The following is a 23,291-nucleotide window of genomic DNA, read 5'->3' as shown; positions in this document are numbered from 1 at the left end:
TTTTTATAGAAACTTGTGAAATACTTCACAAACTAAAACTTTTGTTATCAAACGGAGGTCTATAACATGGTAGTAGAAGAAAAAGTATTAACTGAAAACCAATCTGTATCTAAAACGATCGACAAATTAGTTGAAAATGGTTTAAAAGCATTAAAAGAATTTAGTGGTTTTACCCAAGAAATGATCGATGACGTTGTAAAGCAAATGGCTCTAGCTGGTCTTGATCAACATATGCCACTTGCAAAATTAGCCGTGGAAGAGACAAAGCGCGGGGTTTATGAAGATAAAATCATAAAAAACATGTTTGCAACTGAGTATGTGTACCACAATATTAAATACAATAAAACAGTTGGAATTATCAATGAAAATGAGCATGAAGGTATGTATGAGATTGCTGAGCCGGTTGGGGTCATTGCGGGGGTTACTCCTGTTACTAACCCAACTTCAACTACCATGTTTAAAGCACTTATTTCCATTAAAACACGAAATCCGATTATCTTTGCATTCCACCCTTCTGCTCAAAAATCAAGTAGTGAAGCAGCAAGAGTTCTTCGTGATGCAGCTATTATGGCAGGTGCTCCAGAAAACTGTATTCAATGGATTGAACAGCCATCACTAGAAGCAACGCGTTTGTTAATGAACCATACAAATATCTCATTAATATTAGCAACTGGTGGATCTGGTATGGTTAAATCTGCTTATAGCTCTGGGAAACCTGCATTAGGCGTAGGACCGGGTAACGTCCCTTGCTATATTGAAAAATCAGCAAACATTAAACGCTCGGTTAACGATTTAATTTTATCAAAAACGTTTGATAACGGTATGATTTGTGCATCTGAACAAGCCGTAATAATAGATAAAGAGATTTATTCAGAAGTAAAAAAAGAAATGACGGCTAACAACTGCTATTTCCTTAATGAAAAAGAACGCACAAAAGTTGAGAAACTAGTCATCAACGAAAAATCTTGTGCCGTTAATGCTGATATAGTAGGAATGCCAGCATATGAGATTGCCAGAATGGCTGGTGTTTCAGTACCTGAAGAGACTAAGATTCTAGTCGCAGAGCTTCTAGGAGTCGGACCTGAGTATCCACTTTCTCGTGAAAAATTAAGTCCAGTATTAGCTTGCTATAAAGTAAATAGTGTAGAAGAAGGCTTAACAAGAGCTGAAGAAATGCTTGAGTTCGGCGGACTAGGACACTCTGCTGTTATTCATACAACAAATCAAGATGTAATGAACGCATTTGGGATTCGAATGAAGGCAGGACGTATTATCGTAAACGCTCCATCTTCTCAAGGTGCTATTGGGGATATATATAATGCGTATATGCCATCACTTACTCTTGGATGTGGTACTTTTGGTGGAAATTCTATCTCAACTAACGTAGGAGCCATTCACTTAGTTAACATTAAAAAGATGGCGAAAAGGAATGTGAATATGCAGTGGTTTAAAGTTCCACCTAAAATTTATTTTGAAAAAAATTCAACTCAGTATCTAGCAAAAATGCCTAACATCTCAAAAGCCCTTATAGTAACGGATGAGGGAATGGTCAAGCTCGGGTATGTAGATAAAGTTCTATACTATTTGAGAAAACGACCAGACTATGTACACTGTGAGATATTCTCTGATGTAGAGCCTGACCCTTCTATTGAAACAGTGATGAAGGGTGCAGAGATGATGGCTAGCTTCCAACCAGATGTAATCATTGCTCTTGGTGGAGGTTCTGCAATGGATGCAGCAAAAGGAATGTGGTTATTTTATGAACATCCAGAGACAGAGTTCAATGGTTTAAAGCAAAAGTTTTTAGATATCCGAAAACGAATTGTTAAATATCCGAAGCTTGGTGGTAAAGCACAATTCGTAGCCATTCCAACTACGTCAGGAACTGGCTCTGAAGTAACTTCCTTCTCTGTTATTACAGATAAAAAAGCCAATATTAAGTATCCATTAGCTGATTACGAGTTAACACCAGACGTTGCTATTATAGACCCACAGTTCGTTATGACTGTACCAAAACATGTAACAGCTGACACCGGAATGGATGTATTGACTCATGCCATTGAAGCTTATGTATCCGTGATGGCAAATGATTATACTGACGGATTAGCTATTAAAGCAATTCAACTTGTGTTTGACTATTTACCAACTGCTTATCGCAATGGCAGTGATGAGCTTGCACGTGAGAAAATGCATAATGCTTCTACTATCGCTGGAATGGCTTTTGCCAATGCATTTCTAGGCATTAACCACAGTTTAGCACATAAGTTAGGAGCTGAATTCCACATCGCTCATGGACGCTCAAATACAATCTTAATGCCACATGTTATTCGCTATAATGCAACAAAACCGAAGAAGTTTACTGCGTTCCCGAAATACGAGAACTTTATTGCAGACCAACGTTATGCAGAAATTGCAAAAGCACTTGGTTTACCAGCTCGCACAACTGAAGAAGGTGTTGAGAGCTTAATTCAAGCGGTGGTTAAACTAGCAAAAGAGCTTGAAATACCAATGAGTATTGAAGCAAACGGTGTAGACAAGGCAACTTTCGAAAGCAGAGTAGATTTCCTAGCTGAACGTGCATTTGAAGATCAATGTACTACAGCAAATCCGAAACTGCCTCTAGTTTCAGAACTTGCCAACATCTATCGCTCTGCCTTCAAAGGTGTATAAGAGTATCCCACCTAGCCCAGTCCTTCCCCCAGGCCTGGGTTTTTGTGTGTTTTATAGTTTACCATCATAAGCAAATACCTGTGAAAACAAAAAAATCCACAACCAGTTCTATAACTGATTGTAGATTTCGTCATTACTCATTCGTTTTTCCATTTCTTCTTTCGTATAAATAACACGCATTGGGTTTCCACCAACAAATGCTCCTTCAGGTACATCTTTATGTACGAGGGTACCTGCTGAAACGATTGCTCGGTCTCCAATCGTAATTCCTGGTAATATCGTAGAATTAGCTCCGATCATTACTTCGTCACCAATTACAACGTTTCCAAGACGATATTCTTTGATTAAATACTCGTGAGCTAGAATCGTCGTATTGTAACCAATGACAGTATTCCTACCAACGCTAATTTTTTCTGGAAACATGATATCCAACATAACCATTAGCGCGAATGAAGTTTGGTCACCAACCTTCATTTTTAAAAAGGTACGATATAACCAGTTTTTAAATGATAATACGGGTGTATACCTTGCCAACTGAATGACAATAAAATTTTTCATTACTTTTGAAAAAGGGACTGTCTTATAAATGTGCCAAAGTGAATTTCCACCTGACACAGGATATCTTGTCGTATTTCTCAACTTATTCAGCTCCAATAATTTTAAACAAATCTCCCATATGCTGTAGCATATAATCAGGTTTAAATGACGCTAAATATTCCTCACCCTTAGCCGTCCATACAACTCCCGCTGTCATCGTACCAGCGTTTTTACCCGCTAACACATCGTGATGGTTATCTCCAACCATGATTGCTGTTTCTGGAGTTGAATCTAGTTGTTTTAAAGCTAATAGAACAGGCTCAGGGTCCGGCTTTGCATGTTTAACGTCATCTAGTGTAACAACTACATCAAAAAATTGGTCTAACTTAGTTAGTTTAAGACCCATGTCTACTACATTTCGAACCTTTGTTGTTACGACACCTAGCTTATATCCTTTTTCATGAAGGGTTTGAATCGTTTCAAACACTCCCTCAAATTCAGTAACTAGCTCATCATGTTTTCCGATATTATAAGCACGGTACGTTGCAATCATCTCTTCGTATCGGTCTTTATCCACTGAAGTAAATGTTTCAGTCAAGGTTGGACCCATATATTTTAGTACATCTTCACGTTTATATTGACCAGGATAATAGGTTTCAAATGTGTGTAGAAATGAAGAAATAATCAGTTCATTTGTATCAATTAATGTTCCATCTAAATCAAAAAGAAGAGTATCAATTTTCATAGGTAGCTTCCTTTCTACTTGTATGTTCTACTCTGTTCCAAATATAGGCAACAGTAATTGTTAGCAAAATTGCAACAACTAAACGAATAATTAATAATGGCAAAACAGGAATGCCAAGTGGGATAAAGATTAAGGTGTCTTCTACCACAGCATGGCACGCCACAAGGAAAATAAAAGCAAGTGTAACATCCCTCTTACTTACATTATCCTCTTTAACGGCTTGTATCATTACACCTGCTCCGTACGCTAATCCAAAAAATAATCCAGCAGCTAGTGTAGTTGAGGTATTTTCCTTCATTCCGAGTAATTTAGTCACCGGAGACATCCATTTTGAAAAGACAGCTAACCACTGTAGATCCTTCATCACTTGGATCGCCACCATTAGTGGGATAACAATTATAGCCAATTGAAAGACTCCGATTGAGGCTTTTTCTAAGCCTTCAACTAAAATATTGAACCATCCTGTAACCACTTCATCTGAGCGAGTGATAAATCCATATTGAGCTAACTCGCCACCACCTTGCCAGGTAAGATTAATAATGAATGCCGAAAAAAAGGCTAGGCCTAGACGAACGGCCACAACTACCCATACTTTAATCCCAACCTTAGCAGCAACTGTTGACTCAATAATCAGGTTATGTGAGAAGGAAAGCATAACTGCTAGAATAAATACTTCTTTCACCGTTAAATCTAGTGTTAAGATTGCCCCTATCGCAGCATACAAATTCAAAAAATTACCGATAACAAAAGGAATGGCTGCTTCACCTGATAGTCCAAACCAACCCATAATAGGAGTAATCAAATTGATAATCCACCCTAAAACCGGTGTATATTGTAACAAGGTGACAATCAGCGTAACAGGAAAAATAACTTTACCTAGTGTCCAGGTTGTTTTTAAACCTACGACAAATCCCCTCTTAAGTGTATCAACCAATGTGACTCTCTCCCCTATTTTTCTAGCTGTCTAAATATCTCTGTTTCGAATAACCCTTCATTCTTCTATAAACAATCGTTACAATGGCTAAAGCAATTAGAACAAGTGAGATGACTTGCGCAATTCGAAGTGTTTCCGTAAGCATTAAACTATCTGTACGTAAGCCTTCAATGTAAAAACGTCCAATCGAATACCAAATAACATAAGTTAAGAAGGACTCACCACGGCGAAGATTCACTTTACGAAGAAGAATTAAAATAATAACCCCTGCAAAATTCCAAAGCGATTCATATAAGAATGTCGGAATATAATACGTTCCATTTATAAACATTTGATCCATTATAAAATCTGGTAGCAAGTTGTAATAGGTTTGTATTTGATCTTCAGGAATTGGTCCACCATGAGCTTCTTGGTTCATGAAATTTCCCCAACGTCCTATTGCTTGCCCTAAGAGTATGCTCGGTGCAGCAATGTCTGCAAGCTTCCAAAAGGAGATTTTTTTTATTCTTGCAAATACGTATCCAGTAACGATGGCTCCTATTAATCCACCATGAATCGCTAGGCCACCTTCCCAAATTTTAATAATATCCCCAGGATTTTGAGAGTAATAATCCCATTTAAAAATCACATAGTATGCTCTTGCACAGATAATCGCAATTGGAATCGCAAATAAAACTAAGTCTACAAATGTATCTTTATGTAACCCTCTTCGTTCTGATTCTCTAACAACTAAAAGTAATGCAAGCATTGCTCCTAGACCAATAATTAATCCGTACCAGTGAATTGCCAATGGGCCTAATTCTAAAAACACTGGATTCAACGGTTGAATATCTCTTTCCATCCCCTAGTCTCCCTTCAACTTCTATATATTTTACATATCCTCATGATCATTATCTTCAATGACATCTGTCAAACGATTTGAAAATTGCTCAGCTGCATTCACACCCATGCGTTTTAACCGAATATTCATCGCTGCAACTTCAATAATAACAGCTAAGTTTCGTCCAGGTCGAACAGGAACGGTTAGCTTCGTAACATCTGTATCAATTATTTTCATTGTTTCTTCTTCAAGACCTAAACGATCGTATTGCTTGTTTTGATCCCAAAGCTCTAGATTAATTACAAGTGTGATGCGCTTAAAATTCCTCACAGCGCCAGCACCAAAAAGGGTCATAACATTGATAATTCCCAAGCCTCGGATCTCTAGTAAATGTTTAATCAAATCTGGTGCAGTACCTACTAAAGTATCCTGGTCTTCCTGACGAATCTCAACACAATCATCTGCAATCAAACGATGGCCACGTTTGACAAGCTCTAGTGCTGTTTCACTTTTACCAACACCACTTTTACCGGTAATTAATACGCCTACTCCGTAAATATCAACAAGTACTCCGTGAACTGCAGTTGTTGGTGCTAATTTACTTTCTAAATAGTTGGTAACCCTACTCGAAAGTCTCGTTGTTTTCATTTCCGTTCTTATAACTGGAACCGACTCTCTCTCAGAAGCATCTATTAATTCCTGAGGAATCTCCATACCTCTAGAAACTAAAATTCCTGGGGTGATATCAGTACAAAGCTTTTCCATCCGAATCGCCTTTTCTTCTGAACTTAAACGTTCAAAAAAAGTAAGCTCGGTTTTTCCTAGTATTTGAATTCGTTCAGCTGGATAATAAGTAAAATAGCCTGCCATTTCTAGTCCGGGTCTAGAAATATCACTTGTCGTAATAGGGCGATTAATTCCTTCCTCCCCACTGACTAACTCCAAATTGAACTTTTCTATTAAATCCTTTGTACGAACTTTAGGCAATTTTATAACCCCTTTCAAAGGTAAATATTAGTTTCATTTTAGCACTTTTTTCAAATAACAAAAAATAAATAGGAAAATAATTTTCAGGTCGTCTCCCTCTGCTATAGAATGTCGAAATTTTTTTAAAAAAAATGTAAAATTAATGTAACATTATTCCAGCTTATGTCGACTATCATTTTGAGAAGAATTGTGCAATCTGGAGGATATAAAAATGGTAGTGAGTCGGAATTTACTATATATATTGATCATAATTATAACTCTATTAACGGCTTGTAGCTTTTATCATACTGAGTTATCAAATGGGAACGTAGGTGTAGTAAAAGAGGAAGAAGCAAATAGTATTGATGATGAGGTTATTCTTCTTTATGAGCAAGATATTGTCTATTTAATGGATGGACTAGAGAATTCAGAAACTGGCTTTTTGAATAGCAGCATAAATCAGCCATATTCCATCTATCTATTTAAAGACTTTCAGTTAGAGGCCGTGACACCACATAAAGATGTACTAATACATAAGGAAAATCGAGATATACATATGGAAATTGAGTTAATGCCAGAGAATATTAATTTTTTTCAGCTTGAATATGACACATATAAAATGTTAAACAACATTGTAAGTAAAACGGTTCATCGCAAGGTATGGGATCAGCCAGATCCGTTATTAAAGGGAGCGGTTATGTTGCATGCAGGAAATGAAGAAAAGTCTGTACAAGTCATTTTAATAAAAGATAGAGCTCATTTTCCTAACATGAAATTAACCATTCATACAGAGGAAGAGATAGCAATTAACAGACTGTTAGCTATGGCTAAAACAATCGTTAAGACGAAAATGGGCAGATAACAATAAAGAGGATTAGCCTACATTGGCTAATCCTTTATTTAGTTACACTCACTAATTATGTCAGCAACTTGAACTCTATTTCGTCCTTTTCTTTTTGCCTCATACAATGCAGTATCAGTTAACTCGACAAACTTATCGTGAGTCAAGCCCCTGGTGATAGGGTAGTAGGTAGATACACCAACACTGATTGTTACATATGGAGCGACACTTGATTTCTCATTAGGAATTTTCAGAGCTTCGATATTTCTTCTAAGTTCCTCTGCGATTACTCTTCCACCACTTTGATCTGTATCCGGGAGTATGACGGCGAACTCCTCACCACCGTATCTAGCAACAAGGTCTCCTGTACGAGTGGCTGTTGCCTCTAGCACCATTGCTACCTGTTTTAAACATTCGTCTCCTTGTTGGTGTCCATATGTATCATTGAATCTTTTAAAATAGTCTATGTCTAACAAAACCATAGAAAGTGGACTCTTAGATCGTCTAGACCGCTTCCATTCATATTTCAACTTTTCATTAAAGGCCCGCCTGTTTGCTATTCCAGTTAATCCGTCCAAATTAGTTAGTTTACTTAATGTTTCGTTGACTTCAACAAGTTCCTTTTCTATCTTTTTCAATTCAGTAATGTCCGAGAAAACAGCTACATAGTTTTCTATCTTCCCACTATCATCTCTAATGGCAGTAATATTTAACCATTCTGGATACGGAACACCAAGTTTATTTTTATTCCATATTTCACCTTGCCAATAACCTTTCGTAATCAAACTGGTCCAAAGGTGACGGTAGAAAGATGCCTTATGTAAACCAGACTTAAGAATACGAGGGTTCTGACCAATTACTTCATTTTCAGAAAAACCAGTAATATCCATGAAGGCTTTGTTCACATATAGAATTGTACCTTCAGCATCGGTAATCGTTACACCTTGTGTTGTTGCATCAATTACTTTACCTAACAATTGATTCTTTTCATCAATTCCTAACATAAGACATCCCCCCTATCCTACTGTATAGGTCAATATTACTATAAACCACTTATTATTACTGTGTCTAAAATGGTAATTTTTAGTATTATATTCTGAGTGAATTGGAGCGGAAGGCACTTGACTCCTGCGGGAAATAGAGGGAAGTTCGAGACCCCACAGGTGCGAAGCGCCGAGGAGGCTCGAATCCCTCCCCGCGGAAAGCAAGTGACTGCAGTGGAAATTAACGGGCAAGGTTCAAATTGACAGATAAAAAAAGAACGCCCTAATTGAGCGTTCTGGATTATCTACTTTTTCTTCTTTTGCAAAGGTTTAATAATGACCATTTCTATAAGTACATTCAGGATTGAAATAATGATAGCGGCAAAAATGGCAGTACCAAAGCTTTCAATAACAAAAGAATCTCCCATTAGTGCTTGAGTTAAATACAAAGTAATTGCATTGATCACGAATAAAAACAAACCTAAAGTAAAAAAAGTAACTGGTAGAGTTAATACCACAAGAATTGGTTTGACAATCACATTTAGGATAGAAAGAATAAAGCTTGCTAAAATGGCTGCACCAATTCCTTCAAGGTGGAATGATTCTAGGTATCCTGCTACTACAATTAATACTAGACTGTTCACTAATATGCTAGCAAGCCATCTCATTTCTAGATTACATCCTCTCTATTTGGCACCACAAAAATCCATATAATATACACAAGACCCAGTGTACCTACTCCTAAAATGAATGCCAAAGCAAATAGTACTCGGAGTAGTGAAGCATCTATACCTGAATACTCAGCTAAGCCCCCAAGGACTCCTCCAAGCATTCGGTTTGAGCGTGAGCGATATAACTTTTTCACGATTTAAGCACCTCCTGAAGGCTTTACAATAACAGAGCCGGTTTTCGTTTCAGCAAATACATGTAGTACATTTGTGCTTTGTTTATTTGATTGAAAACGAAGTGATTTTTGCACAACTTCACTCTTCTCTTCCACAATCTCTATATTCGGGATTTCACACTTAAAGCTACCAAGATTCGTTTTCAGTTCACCATCAATTGATACTTGTGTAGGTACAAACAAATCGATATTCCCTGTTGTTGTCTTCATATGAGCTGTGTGAGGTTCACCATCCTGCAGCGCGCATATAATGTTGCCATTAAAGCTTTGTAAATCTACTTTTCCAAAACTACCGTTAACAGAAAGAGTACCATTAATTGTTTCTGCCTCGAGCTCCTGACCTGAACACTCTTCTGCCTTTATATGACCATTAGCTGTTTCAAGTTCTAATTCAACTGATCGGATATTCTTCACATCAATTGAACCATTTGCAGTCTTTGCCTTGAACTCGTTCACTTGTAGATTTTCCCCTGAAATCGGCCCATTAAACATTCGAACCTTTATTTTTTCATAATCTGTTTGAGGAATATATAGAACTGCATTTACTTTCATCTGTTTTTTCTGTACTGAGAAAATTAAGCGGTTCCTTTCAATTGAAAAAAGTACATCTTGAAGAAATGCTTTTCGTGCCTCGTCTTGAGTATCAACTCTGTACACCTTAGCATTGCACTCAACTCTAACATCATCTTCATTCCAAGGTACTAGTTTTACGCTTCCATTTGCCACATCCAAATCAATTTGATTGATAAGTGAGTTTGAATTCTGGAAAATATGTTGAATTTCAACAGCATTACCAAAATTAAAATCTAGGTCAATATCTTTTATTTTCTTTAACGCACTATCTATAAAGTCCAAAAATTTCACTTTTGTAGAAGATTGTTTGTAGGATGAATTCTCTTTTTTACTATACTGACTACCCTCACTATTTACATTTGTTGAAAGCTCTGTAACTACTTGTTCTTGAAAAGCACTTTGACTTTCACCTGTGGCACTCTTTTCTTCTAGTTTTTCAATTAATAGAAGGGCCTCTTCTGCTGTTAATTTTCCTTCTTCAACTAGCTTTAAAATACGTTTACGCTCTTCAATCATGTTAATACCCCCTTACAGTGTTTGATTTATTTTGCTAAAACTTGAATCCCTTTTACAACATTCCAAATAACAACAATGAAGCTTATTAAACTAAATAGAGCAAAGAAAATAAGCATTCCGCCTACTGCTGCTTCCATTGAACCCATAACGAACATTGGTAAGACGAAGAAAATGATAGTTATAAAGGGAATAAGATGTGAAATGAATGCTTTTTTCGCATGTTCTCTTACCTCTTGGTCCTGTACTATAAAATAAACTGCGATTGGTAGTAAAAATCCCGCAAAGAAGATGCTGAAGTAACATAGTGAAGAAATGATTTTATTTGTTTCCATTTTTATCAACTCCTTATACATACATATACGGAGTTGATGTTAATTAGTTTCAAATTTTTATAAAAGGAGAAAAAAAGATTTTATGGCTAAACAAACGTTTGATTGGTTTTTTCAAGTGCTTGTGTGGCAAGGGCTCAACCCTATTCATCAAACGTTTGTTTAATTTTTGGTCGTTTTTAATCAAACGTTTGTTTAGTCTTACTACAACTTGAATGTTGACCGTTCCTTTGCGCTGCAGACACTTGCTTTCCGCGGGGAGGAAGTCGAGCCTCCTCGACGTTCCGTCTGTGGGGTCTCGACCTTTCCTCTACTTCCCGCAGGAGTCAAGTGTCTTCCGCTCCAATCCACTCTGTAGATATGATAAGAATAAACTCACTGAAAATAAACTAAAAAAAGATCAACCAACAAGTGATTGATCTTTAGAAATTATTTTGTTACAGTCTCTTTTTCTTTGATTAGTTCTTTCATTCGTTTTCTGTCTCGTTCTAGGATTGGTTTTAGGTAGTGGCCTGTGTGGGATTTTGGGTTGTTGGCAAGGTCTTCTGGTGTGCCTGTGCCTACGATTTGTCCGCCTTTGTCTCCGCCTTCAGGGCCTAGGTCTACTAGGTAATCAGCAGCTTTGATTACGTCAAGGTTATGTTCGATCACTAAAACTGTATCTCCATTTTCCACAAGTCTTTGCAGGACTTTTAAGAGTCGAGCGATATCATCTACATGTAGTCCGGTTGTTGGCTCATCGAGGATGTAGAATGATCGTCCTGTTGAGCGTCGGTGCAATTCAGAGGCTAGTTTAACACGTTGCGCCTCTCCTCCTGAAAGAGTGGTTGCGGGTTGGCCAAGTGTGATATACCCTAGTCCTACATCGAAAATAGTTTGTAGCTTACGTTTAATTTTTGGGATATTCTCAAAAAAGGTTAGTGCATCTTCGACTGTCATGTCTAAAATATCAGAGATATTTTTATCCTTGTATTTAACTTCTAATGTTTCACGGTTGTATCGTCTTCCATGACAGACTTCACATGGAACATAGACATCAGGGAGAAAGTGCATTTCAATCTTGATAATTCCGTCACCACGGCAAGCTTCGCATCTTCCACCCTTTACATTAAAGCTAAAGCGACCTTTTTTATAACCACGTACTTTCGCTTCATTTGTTGTCGCAAACACATCACGAACATCATCAAACACACCAGTGTAGGTTGCTGGATTTGAACGAGGTGTTCGACCGATTGGTGATTGATCAATATCAATTACTTTTTCAAGGTACTCAATTCCCTTTACTTCCTTATGCTCGCCTGGTCTACTTTTTGAGCTGTATAGACGTTGTGCTAATGATTTATGAAGGATTTCATTAACCAATGTACTTTTTCCTGAACCAGAAACACCTGTTACAGCAATAAACATTCCTAATGGAAAGCGTACACTTACATTTTTAAGATTATTTTCAGTTGCACCAAGGACTTCGATGAAGCGCTCATCTGGTTGACGACGCTCAATTGGTAATGGAATGAACTTTTTTCCTGATAAGTATTGACCTGTTAAAGAATTTGGGTCATTCATTACATCTTCTGGAGAACCAGCAGAGATAATTTGCCCCCCATGAACACCTGCGCCTGGTCCTATATCAATTAAATAATCTGCTGCCATCATTGTATCTTCATCATGCTCAACAACAATTAATGTATTTCCAATGTCACGCATGCTTTGAAGGGTGGAAATCAAACGATCATTGTCTCTTTGATGTAACCCTATGGAAGGCTCATCTAGTATATACAGAACGCCAGTTAACCGCGAACCAATTTGAGTGGCAAGACGAATACGCTGTGCCTCTCCTCCAGAAAGAGTTCCTGCAGCACGATTTAATGTTAAATAATCTAATCCTACATTAATTAGGAAACCTAATCGTTCTTCAATTTCACGGAAAATCATTCGAGCAATTTGCATTTCCTTTTCAGTCAGTTCTAGAGATGAGAAAAAATCATGAGCCTCATTAATTGAAAAAGATGTGACCTCTCCTACATGCTTTCCTGATATAAGAACAGCAAGGCTTTCTTTCTTTAATCTGTACCCTTTACAGCCTGGGCAAGGCTGCTGTGCCATGTATTTTTCCATTTGCTCACGGATATAGTCGGAGCTTGTATCATGATAGCGTCGTTCAACATTCTTAATGATACCTTCAAAGGCTACATAGTTCTCACGGACTTGTCCAAAATCATTTTCATAGCGGAAATAGATTTCTTCTCCATCACTTCCGTACAAAATTTTATCCATTAGATGTTTTGGAATATCCTTTGCTGGTATATCTAAATCAATTCCGTAATGATTGCAGACTGATTCTAATAACTGTGGATAATATTGTGAACTTGTTGGTGCCCATGGTGCAATGGCATGCTGCCGTAATGTAAGATCCCAGTTAGGAATGACTAGATCAACATCTACCTCCAGTTTTGAACCAAGACCATCACATTCCGGACATGCTCCAAACGGACTGTTAAAAGAGAACATTTTCGGCTCTAATTCACCAATTGAAAATCCACATTGGGGACATGCATGTAGTTCTGAGAAGAGTAATTCCTCTTGTTCCATTACATCAATAATGACTCGTCCTTCACCAAGCTTTAAGGCAGCCTCTAACGAATCAGCTAAACGCGATTCAACACCTTCTTTAACTACAATACGGTCAATAACCACTTCAATGGAATGCTTCTTATTTTTTTCAAGTTCAATATCATCTGAGAGTTCTTGCATTTCACCATTTACACGAACACGTACATAGCCTTGTTTTTTAACATCTTCTAACACTTTTACATGTGTACCTTTACGTCCAGATACTACAGGTGCCAACACCTGAAGCTTCGTACGCTCAGAATATTCCATAATGCGATCCACCATCTGCTCAATTGTTTGAGAGGTGATTTCGATATGATGTTTGGGACAGGTTGGCCTTCCTACTCTTGCAAACAATAATCTTAAGTAATCATAAATTTCAGTAACCGTACCGACAGTTGACCTGGGGTTACGGCTTGTTGTTTTTTGATCAATTGAAATTGCTGGTGATAAACCTTCAATTGCGTCTACATCTGGCTTATCCATTTGCCCTAGAAATTGACGAGCATAGGCTGAAAGTGATTCAACATAGCGGCGTTGACCTTCTGCATAAATCGTATCAAATGCGAGTGAAGATTTCCCTGAGCCAGATAAGCCAGTTAGGACAACTAGCTTATCTCTGGGTATCGTGACATCGACATTTTTTAGATTATGAGCCCTTGCTCCCTTTACGATAATTTTATCCATTGCCATACTACTGTCATCCTTCCGCCTTTAGCACTAATAGAAGATCACGAAGCTCTGCTGCTCGTTCAAAGTCAAGCGCTTTTGCTGCCTCTTTCATTTCTACTTCTAAATCCTTGATTACTTTTTCTCGTTCTTTCTTCGTTAAATTTGATAGCTTCGGAGTTGCATCGTAGTCTTCTGTAACCTCAGCAGCATGAGTAGCTTTGATGAGATTATGAACATCCTTCTTAATCGTCTGTGGTGTAATTCCGTGCTTTCTATTGTATTCCTCTTGTATTTCTCGACGTCGTCCCGTTTCTCTTATTGCAATCTCCATTGAGTTCGTCATTTTATCAGCATACATAATAACCCTTCCGTTCGCGTTACGCGCTGCACGACCAATGGTTTGAATTAGTGATCTCTCTGAGCGCAGGAAGCCTTCTTTGTCTGCATCTAAAATGGCTACAAGTGAAACCTCTGGAATATCCAGACCTTCTCTTAATAGATTAATTCCAACTAACACATCATATTTACCTAAACGAAGATCTCGAATAATTTCAATACGTTCTAATGTCTTAATTTCTGAGTGCAAATAGTTCACTTTAATCCCAATGTCTTTTAAGTAATTTGTTAGGTCCTCAGACATTTTTTTCGTCAAGGTGGTTATTAACACACGTTCGTTTTTCTCAACCCTTTCCTGAATTTCACCCAGTAGATCATCAATTTGACCTTGGATTGGTCGAACATCAATTGGTGGATCAAGTAATCCAGTTGGTCTTATGATTTGTTGTACAACCTCTGGTGTTTTTTCAAGCTCGTAGGGACCAGGTGTTGCTGAAACATAAACAATTTGGTCAATATGGTTTTCGAATTCTTCAAACCGTAGTGGACGATTATCCATGGCAGATGGTAAACGGAAACCATGATCTACTAGTACCTGTTTCCTTGCCTGGTCACCGTTAAACATCCCACGAATTTGCGGGATTGTTACGTGTGATTCATCAATGACGATTAACAGATCCCTTGGAAAGAAGTCCATTAACGTATATGGAGTGGACCCTGATGGCCTTAAGGTTAAATGGCGTGAATAGTTCTCAATTCCTGAGCAAAAGCCCATTTCACGCATCATCTCAAGGTCATACTTTGTGCGTTGCTCTATCCGTTGCGCTTCCAGTAATTTTCCATTATCTCGAAATTCTTTTAAACGTTCCTCTAGCTCCACTTCAATATTTTTAATGGCAATTTGCATTTTTTCCTCACGGGTAACGAAGTGGGATGCCGGGAAAATTGCAACATGATCACGGTCTCCGAGAATTTCACCAGTCAATGCATCTACTTCACGAATTCTTTCAATTTCGTCTCCAAAAAATTCAATTCGAATACAGTGCTCATCTTTAGATGCTGGGAATATCTCTACCACATCACCGCGCACACGGAAAGTCCCACGTCGGAAGTCGATATCATTTCGTTCATATTGAACATCTACTAGCTTATGTAATAATTGATTTCGCTCAAGCTCCATTCCCACTCGTAGGGAAACGACAAGCTCTTTGTATTCTTCTGGCGAACCTAGACCATAAATACAGGAAACACTCGCAATGATGATGACATCTCGACGCTCGAATAAGGCAGAAGTAGCAGAGTGACGAAGTTTATCAATCTCATCATTGACACTCGAATCTTTTTCAATAAATGTATCAGACGATGGAACATAAGCCTCAGGTTGATAGTAATCGTAGTAACTAACAAAGTATTCAACCGCATTATTCGGGAAGAATTCTTTGAACTCACTATAAAGCTGACCTGCTAATGTTTTGTTATGGGCAATGATGAGGGTTGGTCGATTTAGTTCTTTGATTACGTTTGAAATCGTAAAGGTTTTTCCAGTTCCAGTAGCCCCTAATAAGGTTTGATGTTTCTTTCCTGCATTAATTCCTTCGATAATTTGTTTGATTGCTCTTGGCTGATCGCCTTGTGGTGAATACTTTGAGACTAACTCAAATTGATCCTTCACAAAAAAGCCTCCATTCGGAAATGTTGATCTATTGTTAGTATTAGTTTCAATTCAGATTTGCATTTGATACCTTTTCTAGGCTGAAAAATAAGGTCCGATCTTGTTGTAAAAATATTGTACCACAACTTTAGTAAAAATCACCAAAAACACGAACTGATATTCGATTTTTTGTGAGTATTTTTTTTAAGGAAAGTATTTACCTGTTTTAGGAAAGTAAGTACTCTCTTCAGGTAAGTATTTTCACGATTAAGTTAAGTATTTAAACGTTTGAATTAAGTATTTATAGAATACAGGTAAGTATTTCTATTTAATTGGAAAAATCAACTCTTTTTCAAAAAAAAACAGCGGCATTTCCTCAACGGAAGCCACTGCTTTATTTATCCTTTATATCCTTCTACCATTTTTTTCGAATAGATATATCCCGCTGCTAATGAAATCACATCAACTACACCAATTAAGATTGAGTCAGTGTAGCCCTGATATACGGACGCTACAAGTAGCAAGATTGTTAATAGAGTTCCTACATATAAGCTATAAGTTACTCTCGTAAACAGAATGACTAATAAGCATGGAAGAATCAACGCAAGTAATAATTTTATCAACATATGGATAACCCTCTCCCTAATTCCATAACTCTACTATACAATAAGTTTGTTTTAAAAAGGAAGATTGTATATTGGATCAACAAAAAAATAGGTAAATAAATTATTTTCCATTATTTCTTAAATACCTATTTACATTTTCATCCAAACCATTTAAATTATATTTATCACTAAAATAAATTTTAACGGTAAATAAAAATTTAAAGGAGTGTTTTTAAAATGCTTCAACTTTTAAAAAATAAGGAATTTTTCCGTTTTTGGCTTGCACAGGTGATTTCACACTTAGGAGATGGAATCACAAGAATTGCAGTAATCTATTTAATTGCCACATTATCTAAAGATCCACTAATGATTGGTCTTGTTATATTTGCACAACTACTTCCTACAGCCGTTTTCGGTATTTTCTTTGGCCCCTTAGCAGACAAATATTCAAGAAAATGGTTGATGGTAATCTCAGATTTGTACAGAATGATGATCATTTTATTGATGATTCCTTTTCATGACTCAGTGCCAATCCTAATCACTCTAATTGCTCTTCAAGGAATTGGATCCGCTCTATTTGATCCAGCACGTTCGGCTTCTATACCGGACTTAGTTGGTGAAAAGAATATTCAAGCTGCGATTGGCTTGTCACAAGGTACACGAGCAGCAATGGATATTATCGGCCCATCAATTGGTGGTGTGCTAATGTTAATGAATAACTTTACTAGTATCTTTTTCCTTGATGCCATAACATTCTTATTATCAGCTCTACTCATCTTAACTTTGCCAATAGTCAGAGCCAAGCAAGACACTACTCAAAATGCACAAGAAAACTACTTTGAGTCTATCGTATCTGGTGTGAAACAAGTAACAGGCATTCCTGCTTTACGTTTCCTACTCATCCTTCTTATTCCTGTAACACTAGTTGCTGGGGTATTGAATACAAATCTTGTTGCGGTTTTAACAAATGTATTCGAAGTAACACCTGCCCACTTTGGTTTGCTAGAATCTGCAATAGGTGTCGGGGCCATTGCTGGTGCAATTGTCATTGGACCACTTCTTCTAAAACTAATTAGACCTAGTAATCTATTACTACTAGGAACAATGATTATGGGGTCTTGGATGATTTTAGTTCTTCCATTAAATGAAGCAAGATTAGCGTTTGGAATCGGTCCAATCTATATATGGTGTATAATGGTAGGGGTTATTAATACGTTAATCAACGTACCTTTAAGTAGTTTATTTTTAGGAACAACACCCGCTTATTTTAGAGGAAGAGGCTCAGCGCTATTAGGTGTTACTGCAAGCGCATCCCAAATGATTGGTTTACTTGCAGGTGGCTGGTTAGCAGGTGTAGCTGGCGTTTTAAATGGAACCGCGATATCTGGAATACTGCTAATCTTCTCAGTAATTGCTTTTCCATTTCTTAAAGGATACAAAGAGCTACACAAAATTAAACCTAATAATCAAGCTACTCCTACGGTTGCACCAGAAAATGCTGAACTTGTTATAGATTAATTGTGGAGGTCTTAATATGGCTAGTAGTAAAAAAATTACCGATATTGAACTTGCAAAAATTCTCATGGATCCAAGGAGAAGAAATATTTTTGATATAGCAAAAGATGAACCAGTTACTGTTACACAAATTGCAGAAGCATTGAATGAAAAGCCATCAAGACTTTATTATCATGTAAAAAAGCTTGAAGATGCAGGACTACTAGAGTTGGTTGAAACTCGTCAGCAAGGTAACTTAATCGAGAAATACTACAAATCTGTATCTGGCTTTGATGCATTCGAACTAGACAAATCTCTCTTAGCTGAACATTCTGATACAGTGATGGCTGAGGTTATGAGATTACTTGAACCTGGTTTAAGATTGCTATCTTCTGAACTAAAAAACAACAAAGATTCTTATGAAAAACAAGTAAGTTTATCCATAAATTTTTCTGATTTAACCGGGAAAGAATGGCTTGAGGCCAATTCCAATATGGTATATGCCATTAGGGATAAGGCGGAAGTTAAGAAAGATATAGCAGAGGAAATGGGAAATCAGTTTTCCATGACAAAAGAAGAACTTGAAAAAAAATCAAAGTACACATTCTTGGTATTGAGTTATAAGAATGACGATGCTGAGAATCTTGAATAAATGAGCCATTTAGGAGGCTATTATGTTAATACTTCAAACAGAACGACTGATCTTAAGAAATTGGGAACAAAATGATGCTGAAAAAGCATTCCTCTTTTGGGGAAACAATGAAACGATGCACTATTGTGCAGGTGGAATGACTAAGGAGGAAGTGGAGCAGACAGTCTCATCATACATTCGATTCCAAGATACCTTTGGTTATACAACACTTTTTCCGGTCGTTGAAAAAGAAACAAATGACTTAATTGGCATTTGCGGTTTTCAAAAAACAGGTGAAGAAGATGTCTTAGAATTTTTATATCACTACCGCCAAGATACTTGGGGGAAAGGCTATGCCTATGAAGCAGCCAAATCTATTTTTCCTTATACTATTGAAAAGCTTAAACCTAAAAAAGTGATAGCCAGTGCTGCAGTTGAAAATATCGGATCATGGAAAATTCTTGAGAAACTTAACTTCTCATTTAACGAGGAAAAATGGTGTGAAGATACACAAATGAATGAAAGATATTATGAGTATATCGTGTAAAAATAAAGAGTAAGCACAGTCTATTGCTTACTCTTTTAAGATTATTGAGCTACATCTCCATATTCTCCATCACAATGTTGATGATCTCCATAAATCATAGACAGCATTTCAGTTGATGCATCAGAATTTACACTCTTGTAATCCTTTGCAAAATGCTTTAACGTATCGCAAATTCCGACATTGTCCTCCCCAATACTCTCAGACCAGCTCGCAAAGTTACGATAGTCTTGTAACGGGTCATACGATTCAAACGATGCAACAACATCATATGAATCTCCGAGTGTGGTTACTTCAATGCCATGATATGTATCGGGGTGTGACTCATCGTATTTGACGCAAGCGTAGAAAATCATGTTTTCTTACCCAACTCCTCATAGTGAAATTTACTAAGGTTAGTTTGAGCAAGAAATGAAAAAATATGTTACTTGTTTATTTTATCCAATAAAGTAGAAAGTGGCATTTCATTCATGGAAGAAAGTCTATAGCTATAAGAAGTAAAAGCTAGCTGTTCTGTTACTGGATTTGGAACAATGACGCATGATATTCCTGCTTTAATTGCTGCTGTAGAGCCGTTAACTGAATCTTCAAAAGCAATAGCTTCTTCAGGAGCTATATCAAGGCCTTTTAGTGCTTGAATATATAGCTCAGGGTCAGGCTTAACTTTTGCTACGTCATCTTTTGTTCTTATCACTTCAAAGTATTCAAGAATCTTGTATTTTTTTAGATAGCTTGTAACCCAAGCACGACTAGAGCTAGATGCGAGTCCTATTTTCAATCCTAATTCCTTTGCTTCCTTTAGGTATTCTTCTACACCTTCTCTAAGGGTAAGGGTATCTATTTTCGTTTTATATAGTTCGTGGGCAGCTTTTTCTATATCATCTCTTGTAAATGGCTTGGTTGCATGTTTCTCAAGATAGGCATAAAGCACTTCATCCGTTGTTCCAATCACTTTTGCAAATTCCTCTAAGGCCAACTCGACTCCATATTCTAATACAGTCTCTTTATAAACCTCATACCAAATTGACTCTGTATCAACAATTAATCCATCAAAATCAAAAATGACTCCTTTGATTGACATGCCTACCCTCTCCCCCTACTTACCTCTTTTCGATTAAATTCATACCCTCTAACAAAGCTTTTGCATCTGCATTTAAATAATCTATTACCTGTTTCTTCAGCAAAAGGTGTTCTCGTTTCGATATTGTAAGTTTGACACCTCTAATATCGAATTTCGTTGCATAGGTATTGACAGCAAGTATCATAGATTTTTCTTCTCTTGTTAAAGGCTGATGTTCTGGGTTATTTTTTTGATCAATAAGAAAATCTAAAAGTTCTCGTGCATTCTTTTTTAAAAGCCTTTTATAATCATACTCTGATAGAAGTTGTTCATTCTCTTCAATGTACTTTCGTGCTGTAATTAAATCTAAATCATCCATACATTTATTAATTCGTTCGATTAGCTCATTAATTTTCATGGATTATTCACTCCTATCTAGTGATTTACTGAGTTAGAACTTGTTAAAGTAGAAAAAACTAGTTATTACACTAGTTTTTTAACTAACTTTACTATCCGACTGTAAGTAGGATTCAAAATCTTCTTTTGAAAGTGGTCTTGAGATGTAATAGCCCTGAATTTCATCAGCACCAATTGATTTGACGAATTCTAGCTCTTCATCCTTTTCTACACCTTCAGCAACTACACTCATTCCAAGCCCATGGGCAAGTTGGGTGATTGCTTCGGTAATGGCAGCACGATCATGATGCTCATGTAAGTCTTGAATAAAGGATCGGTCCACTTTTAATGAATGAAGTCGGAATTGCTTTAAATATTGCATCGATGAGTAACCTGTTCCAAAATCATCTAGTGCAATAATAACCCCTAACTCTTTAAGTCTTGTTATCGATCGAATCGTGAACTCATCTTGTACCATTAATGTACCCTCTGTAATTTCAATTTCTAACCACTGTGGTTCAAGACCTGTTTCTGCTAATATTCTTTCGACTATCTCATCCATTTTGGAGCGTTGAAATTGTACCGCAGACACATTGACAGCAATACGGATTGGTGTAAAGCCCGCATCTTGCCACTGCTTATTTTGTTCACATGCTCTTTTAATGACCCATTCGCCAAGAGGTACAATGAATCCTGTCTCCTCAGCTAATGGGATAAAATCTGCTGGGGGAATCAATTCCTGATTGTTTTTATTCCAACGGAGTAGTGCTTCCACTCCCGAAATACTCCCTGTATTTGCATTTACTTTTGGCTGATAAACTAAGTAAAATTCCTCATCGTGTAGCGCACGTTTAAAATCACTTTGTAATCCAAAACGATAGCTATTTGCACGTTCCATCGTTTCCTCATAAATACGATAGTTTCCACCACCACTCTTTTTCACAACATAAAGCGCCTTATCTGCCTCGCGTAGTAATGCTTGTACATCTTGTGCTTCACCTGGATAAATAGCAACTCCAATGCTAGTGTTTCCAGGAACAATTTGTCCACCTATTACGAATGGTTCAGCGAAGATGTGTAAAATTTCTTGTGCAATGCTGTCAGCTTCTTCTTTTGAGACAGATGGCAACAGTAGTGCGAACTCATCACCGCCAAATCTCGATATTAAGCCTTTACCTTTAACAAAATTCTTTAAACGAACACTCGCTTCTTTTAGATACATATCCCCGATTTGATGACCTAGATTGTCATTAATGATTTTCACTCGATCTAAATCTAGATAGAATAAGGCGAGGGAATCCATATGTGTATCACAATAGTTCATTTTAAGTTCTAATTGATCGATAAAATAATGTCGATTTGGCAAGCTGGTCATGGAATCGTGATAGGCTAACCATTTTATTAACTCATCTGACTTTCGTTGTTCAGTCACATCACGTGCTAAACAAAAGATTCCCTTTATCCCTTCTTCAACAATGATCGGAACAACGCTCACATCATACAAATACTTTTTACCTTTAATGATTACATTGAATTCATGATGTAATGGTTGACCCTGTAAGACATACTTAAATTTCTCCGACGCAACTGCAGAATCAGACGATGCAATGTATTGAATAAAGGACTTTCCTTTGATTTCTTCTTTTGTTTGTTTAGTCATTTCAAGTGCTCTTGAATTGGCTTCAACCACAAGCCCTTTATTATCAATAACAAAGGCTGCATCCATATTGTTTTCAAAAAGCGATTTATATTTATTTTCATTTTCTTTCTTTTGCTTTCCAATTAAAACTTTCTCCGTTACATCAACAAGTGTTCCAATTGTAACTGGTTGTCCTTTAAAAAGGGACCAAGTAGGACGCAATTCAAGAATGATATCCGTTCCGTCCTTTCGTATGGCCGGAATATTATAAGCTTGCGGAACTTCCTCATTAATCGCACGCCTCTTACGATTTTCAAGCAGTAAATCTACTGTTTTTTTGTTTATAAAAGGAATCTCACCAAATGTTTTCCCTATAATCTCATCTGATTCATACCCAAGAGTAGAACAGAATGTTGGACTTATGTAGATAAAACCCTTATCACCATAGATAAACGCTGCCGACGGCGAATTCTCTAAAATCATTTTATATGTAGCATATTCATCTAACAGTGTCTCATCTTCTGTCTTCCTGTTTTGTAAGTCCCTAAATACCATGAAGTAGAAGAAGGGGATACTTATTGCGATAAAAAGTAAAAACTCAATTGACAGCTCTAATAAAACAGGTAATCCTAGGCTATGGATCGTGTCTTCAAATAATTCATGAGATACTACGAAACCAATCAGAATTGCTACTATCATTAAAAGCATTGTTTTTTTCATATTAAATGAAAAGCCTGGCTTCCCCATTTTTCCCCCACCTTAGATTAAGCTTACTCTAGAAGTTATTTCATAATTCTATCTTATATGGAACTAAATTCATTTGGCAATATAAATG

Annotated in this window: 21 protein-coding genes and 1 pseudogene; 5 read left to right on the top strand and 17 right to left on the bottom strand. The window is 37.0% G+C overall.

Going from position 1 to position 23,291, the window contains the following annotated elements; translation table 11 throughout:
* Positions 1-63 precede the first annotated feature (63 nt).
* Positions 64-2,670, top strand: a pseudogene (adhE, locus tag J2Z26_RS16175) (bifunctional acetaldehyde-CoA/alcohol dehydrogenase); the annotation flags it as partial.
* A 108-nt stretch (positions 2,671-2,778) separates the two neighbouring features.
* Here the strand turns inward: adhE and J2Z26_RS16170 are convergent.
* From J2Z26_RS16170 to hprK, 5 genes are read right to left on the bottom strand one after another with little or no spacing between them, the layout of a single operon-like run.
* Positions 2,779-3,309, bottom strand: coding sequence for an acyltransferase (locus J2Z26_RS16170; protein WP_193534482.1), 531 nt, complete (start codon positions 3,307-3,309; stop codon positions 2,779-2,781).
* A gap of 1 nt (position 3,310) precedes the next feature.
* Positions 3,311-3,952, bottom strand: a complete 642-nt coding sequence (ppaX, locus tag J2Z26_RS16165; protein ID WP_193534483.1) for a pyrophosphatase PpaX — start codon at positions 3,950-3,952, stop codon at positions 3,311-3,313.
* On the bottom strand, positions 3,942-4,886 hold the full coding sequence (locus J2Z26_RS16160) for a nucleoside recognition domain-containing protein (protein WP_193534484.1): 945 nt from the start codon (positions 4,884-4,886) through the stop codon (positions 3,942-3,944). Before J2Z26_RS16160 ends, ppaX begins: the two co-directional genes overlap by 11 nt.
* A gap of 22 nt (positions 4,887-4,908) precedes the next feature.
* Positions 4,909-5,727, bottom strand: coding sequence for a prolipoprotein diacylglyceryl transferase (lgt, locus tag J2Z26_RS16155; protein WP_193534485.1), 819 nt, complete (start codon positions 5,725-5,727; stop codon positions 4,909-4,911).
* 30 nt (positions 5,728-5,757) lie between these two features.
* Positions 5,758-6,693 carry an HPr(Ser) kinase/phosphatase gene (hprK, locus tag J2Z26_RS16150; protein WP_193534486.1) on the bottom strand — a complete coding sequence of 312 codons (936 nt, stop codon included), beginning with the start codon at positions 6,691-6,693 and terminating at the stop codon, positions 5,758-5,760.
* 211 nt (positions 6,694-6,904) lie between these two features.
* On the opposite strand from hprK, the gene J2Z26_RS16145 reads away from it, so the two are divergent.
* The gene (locus J2Z26_RS16145) at positions 6,905-7,534 is read left to right on the top strand and encodes a hypothetical protein (RefSeq protein WP_193534487.1); all 630 of its coding nucleotides are present in this window, start codon (positions 6,905-6,907) and stop codon (positions 7,532-7,534) included.
* A 38-nt stretch (positions 7,535-7,572) separates the two neighbouring features.
* Here J2Z26_RS16145 and J2Z26_RS16140 read toward each other — a convergent pair whose 3' ends face one another.
* From J2Z26_RS16140 to J2Z26_RS16105, 8 genes are all read right to left on the bottom strand, one after another.
* Positions 7,573-8,517, bottom strand: coding sequence for a GGDEF domain-containing protein (locus J2Z26_RS16140; protein WP_193534488.1), 945 nt, complete (start codon positions 8,515-8,517; stop codon positions 7,573-7,575).
* 284 nt (positions 8,518-8,801) lie between these two features.
* A complete protein-coding gene (locus J2Z26_RS16135) occupies positions 8,802-9,164 on the bottom strand; it encodes a phage holin family protein (protein ID WP_193534489.1) in 363 nt (120 codons plus the stop codon).
* Between the two features lie 2 nt (positions 9,165-9,166).
* Entirely contained in the window at positions 9,167-9,361 is a 195-nt protein-coding gene (locus tag J2Z26_RS16130) for a PspC domain-containing protein (protein ID WP_193470408.1), read from the bottom strand.
* Positions 9,362-9,364: 3 nt separating this feature from the next.
* Positions 9,365-10,489 (bottom strand): DUF4097 family beta strand repeat-containing protein, encoded by a 1,125-nt coding sequence (locus J2Z26_RS16125; protein WP_193534490.1) that lies wholly within the window; start codon positions 10,487-10,489, stop codon positions 9,365-9,367.
* Between the two features lie 26 nt (positions 10,490-10,515).
* Positions 10,516-10,821, bottom strand: a complete 306-nt coding sequence (locus J2Z26_RS16120) for a magnetosome magnetite crystal formation protein family (protein WP_193534491.1) — start codon at positions 10,819-10,821, stop codon at positions 10,516-10,518.
* A 426-nt stretch (positions 10,822-11,247) separates the two neighbouring features.
* Positions 11,248-14,121, bottom strand: coding sequence for an excinuclease ABC subunit UvrA (uvrA, locus tag J2Z26_RS16115; RefSeq protein WP_193534492.1), 2,874 nt, complete (start codon positions 14,119-14,121; stop codon positions 11,248-11,250).
* Positions 14,122-14,128: 7 nt separating this feature from the next.
* Complete coding sequence (gene uvrB / locus J2Z26_RS16110; protein ID WP_193534493.1) at positions 14,129-16,108, bottom strand: excinuclease ABC subunit UvrB; 1,980 nt, start codon at positions 16,106-16,108, stop codon at positions 14,129-14,131.
* 377 nt (positions 16,109-16,485) lie between these two features.
* Positions 16,486-16,713 (bottom strand): DUF2198 family protein, encoded by a 228-nt coding sequence (locus J2Z26_RS16105; protein ID WP_227413592.1) that lies wholly within the window; start codon positions 16,711-16,713, stop codon positions 16,486-16,488.
* 216 nt (positions 16,714-16,929) lie between these two features.
* Between J2Z26_RS16105 and J2Z26_RS16100 the strand changes: the two genes are divergently transcribed.
* The 3 genes from J2Z26_RS16100 to J2Z26_RS16090 are packed head-to-tail and all read left to right on the top strand — an operon-like array spanning position 16,930 to position 19,364.
* Positions 16,930-18,210 carry an MFS transporter gene (locus tag J2Z26_RS16100; RefSeq protein WP_193534494.1) on the top strand — a complete coding sequence of 427 codons (1,281 nt, stop codon included), beginning with the start codon at positions 16,930-16,932 and terminating at the stop codon, positions 18,208-18,210.
* 16 nt (positions 18,211-18,226) lie between these two features.
* Entirely contained in the window at positions 18,227-18,838 is a 612-nt protein-coding gene (locus J2Z26_RS16095; RefSeq protein WP_193534495.1) for a winged helix-turn-helix domain-containing protein, read from the top strand.
* A gap of 22 nt (positions 18,839-18,860) precedes the next feature.
* Complete coding sequence (locus J2Z26_RS16090; RefSeq protein WP_193534496.1) at positions 18,861-19,364, top strand: GNAT family N-acetyltransferase; 504 nt, start codon at positions 18,861-18,863, stop codon at positions 19,362-19,364.
* Positions 19,365-19,405: 41 nt separating this feature from the next.
* On the opposite strand, the gene J2Z26_RS16085 is transcribed toward J2Z26_RS16090, so the two are convergent.
* The 4 genes from J2Z26_RS16085 to J2Z26_RS16070 form a co-directional block, all read right to left on the bottom strand.
* Complete coding sequence (locus J2Z26_RS16085; protein ID WP_193534497.1) at positions 19,406-19,717, bottom strand: hypothetical protein; 312 nt, start codon at positions 19,715-19,717, stop codon at positions 19,406-19,408.
* Positions 19,718-19,785: 68 nt separating this feature from the next.
* Positions 19,786-20,436 carry an HAD family hydrolase gene (locus tag J2Z26_RS16080; RefSeq protein WP_193534784.1) on the bottom strand — a complete coding sequence of 217 codons (651 nt, stop codon included), beginning with the start codon at positions 20,434-20,436 and terminating at the stop codon, positions 19,786-19,788.
* 25 nt (positions 20,437-20,461) lie between these two features.
* A complete protein-coding gene (locus J2Z26_RS16075; RefSeq protein ID WP_193534498.1) occupies positions 20,462-20,839 on the bottom strand; it encodes a hypothetical protein in 378 nt (125 codons plus the stop codon).
* Positions 20,840-20,917: 78 nt separating this feature from the next.
* Positions 20,918-23,203, bottom strand: a complete 2,286-nt coding sequence (locus tag J2Z26_RS16070) for a sensor domain-containing protein (protein WP_193534499.1) — start codon at positions 23,201-23,203, stop codon at positions 20,918-20,920.
* Positions 23,204-23,291: the final 88 nt, after the last annotated feature.

Origin of the sequence: Cytobacillus luteolus, assembly GCF_017873715.1 — a bacterium.
In the GTDB taxonomy this organism is placed as follows: domain Bacteria; phylum Bacillota; class Bacilli; order Bacillales; family Bacillaceae_L; genus Bacillus_BV; species Bacillus_BV luteola.
The sequence above is the reverse complement of the archived record's forward strand: the minus strand, read 5'-3'. Positions and strand labels throughout refer to the sequence as shown.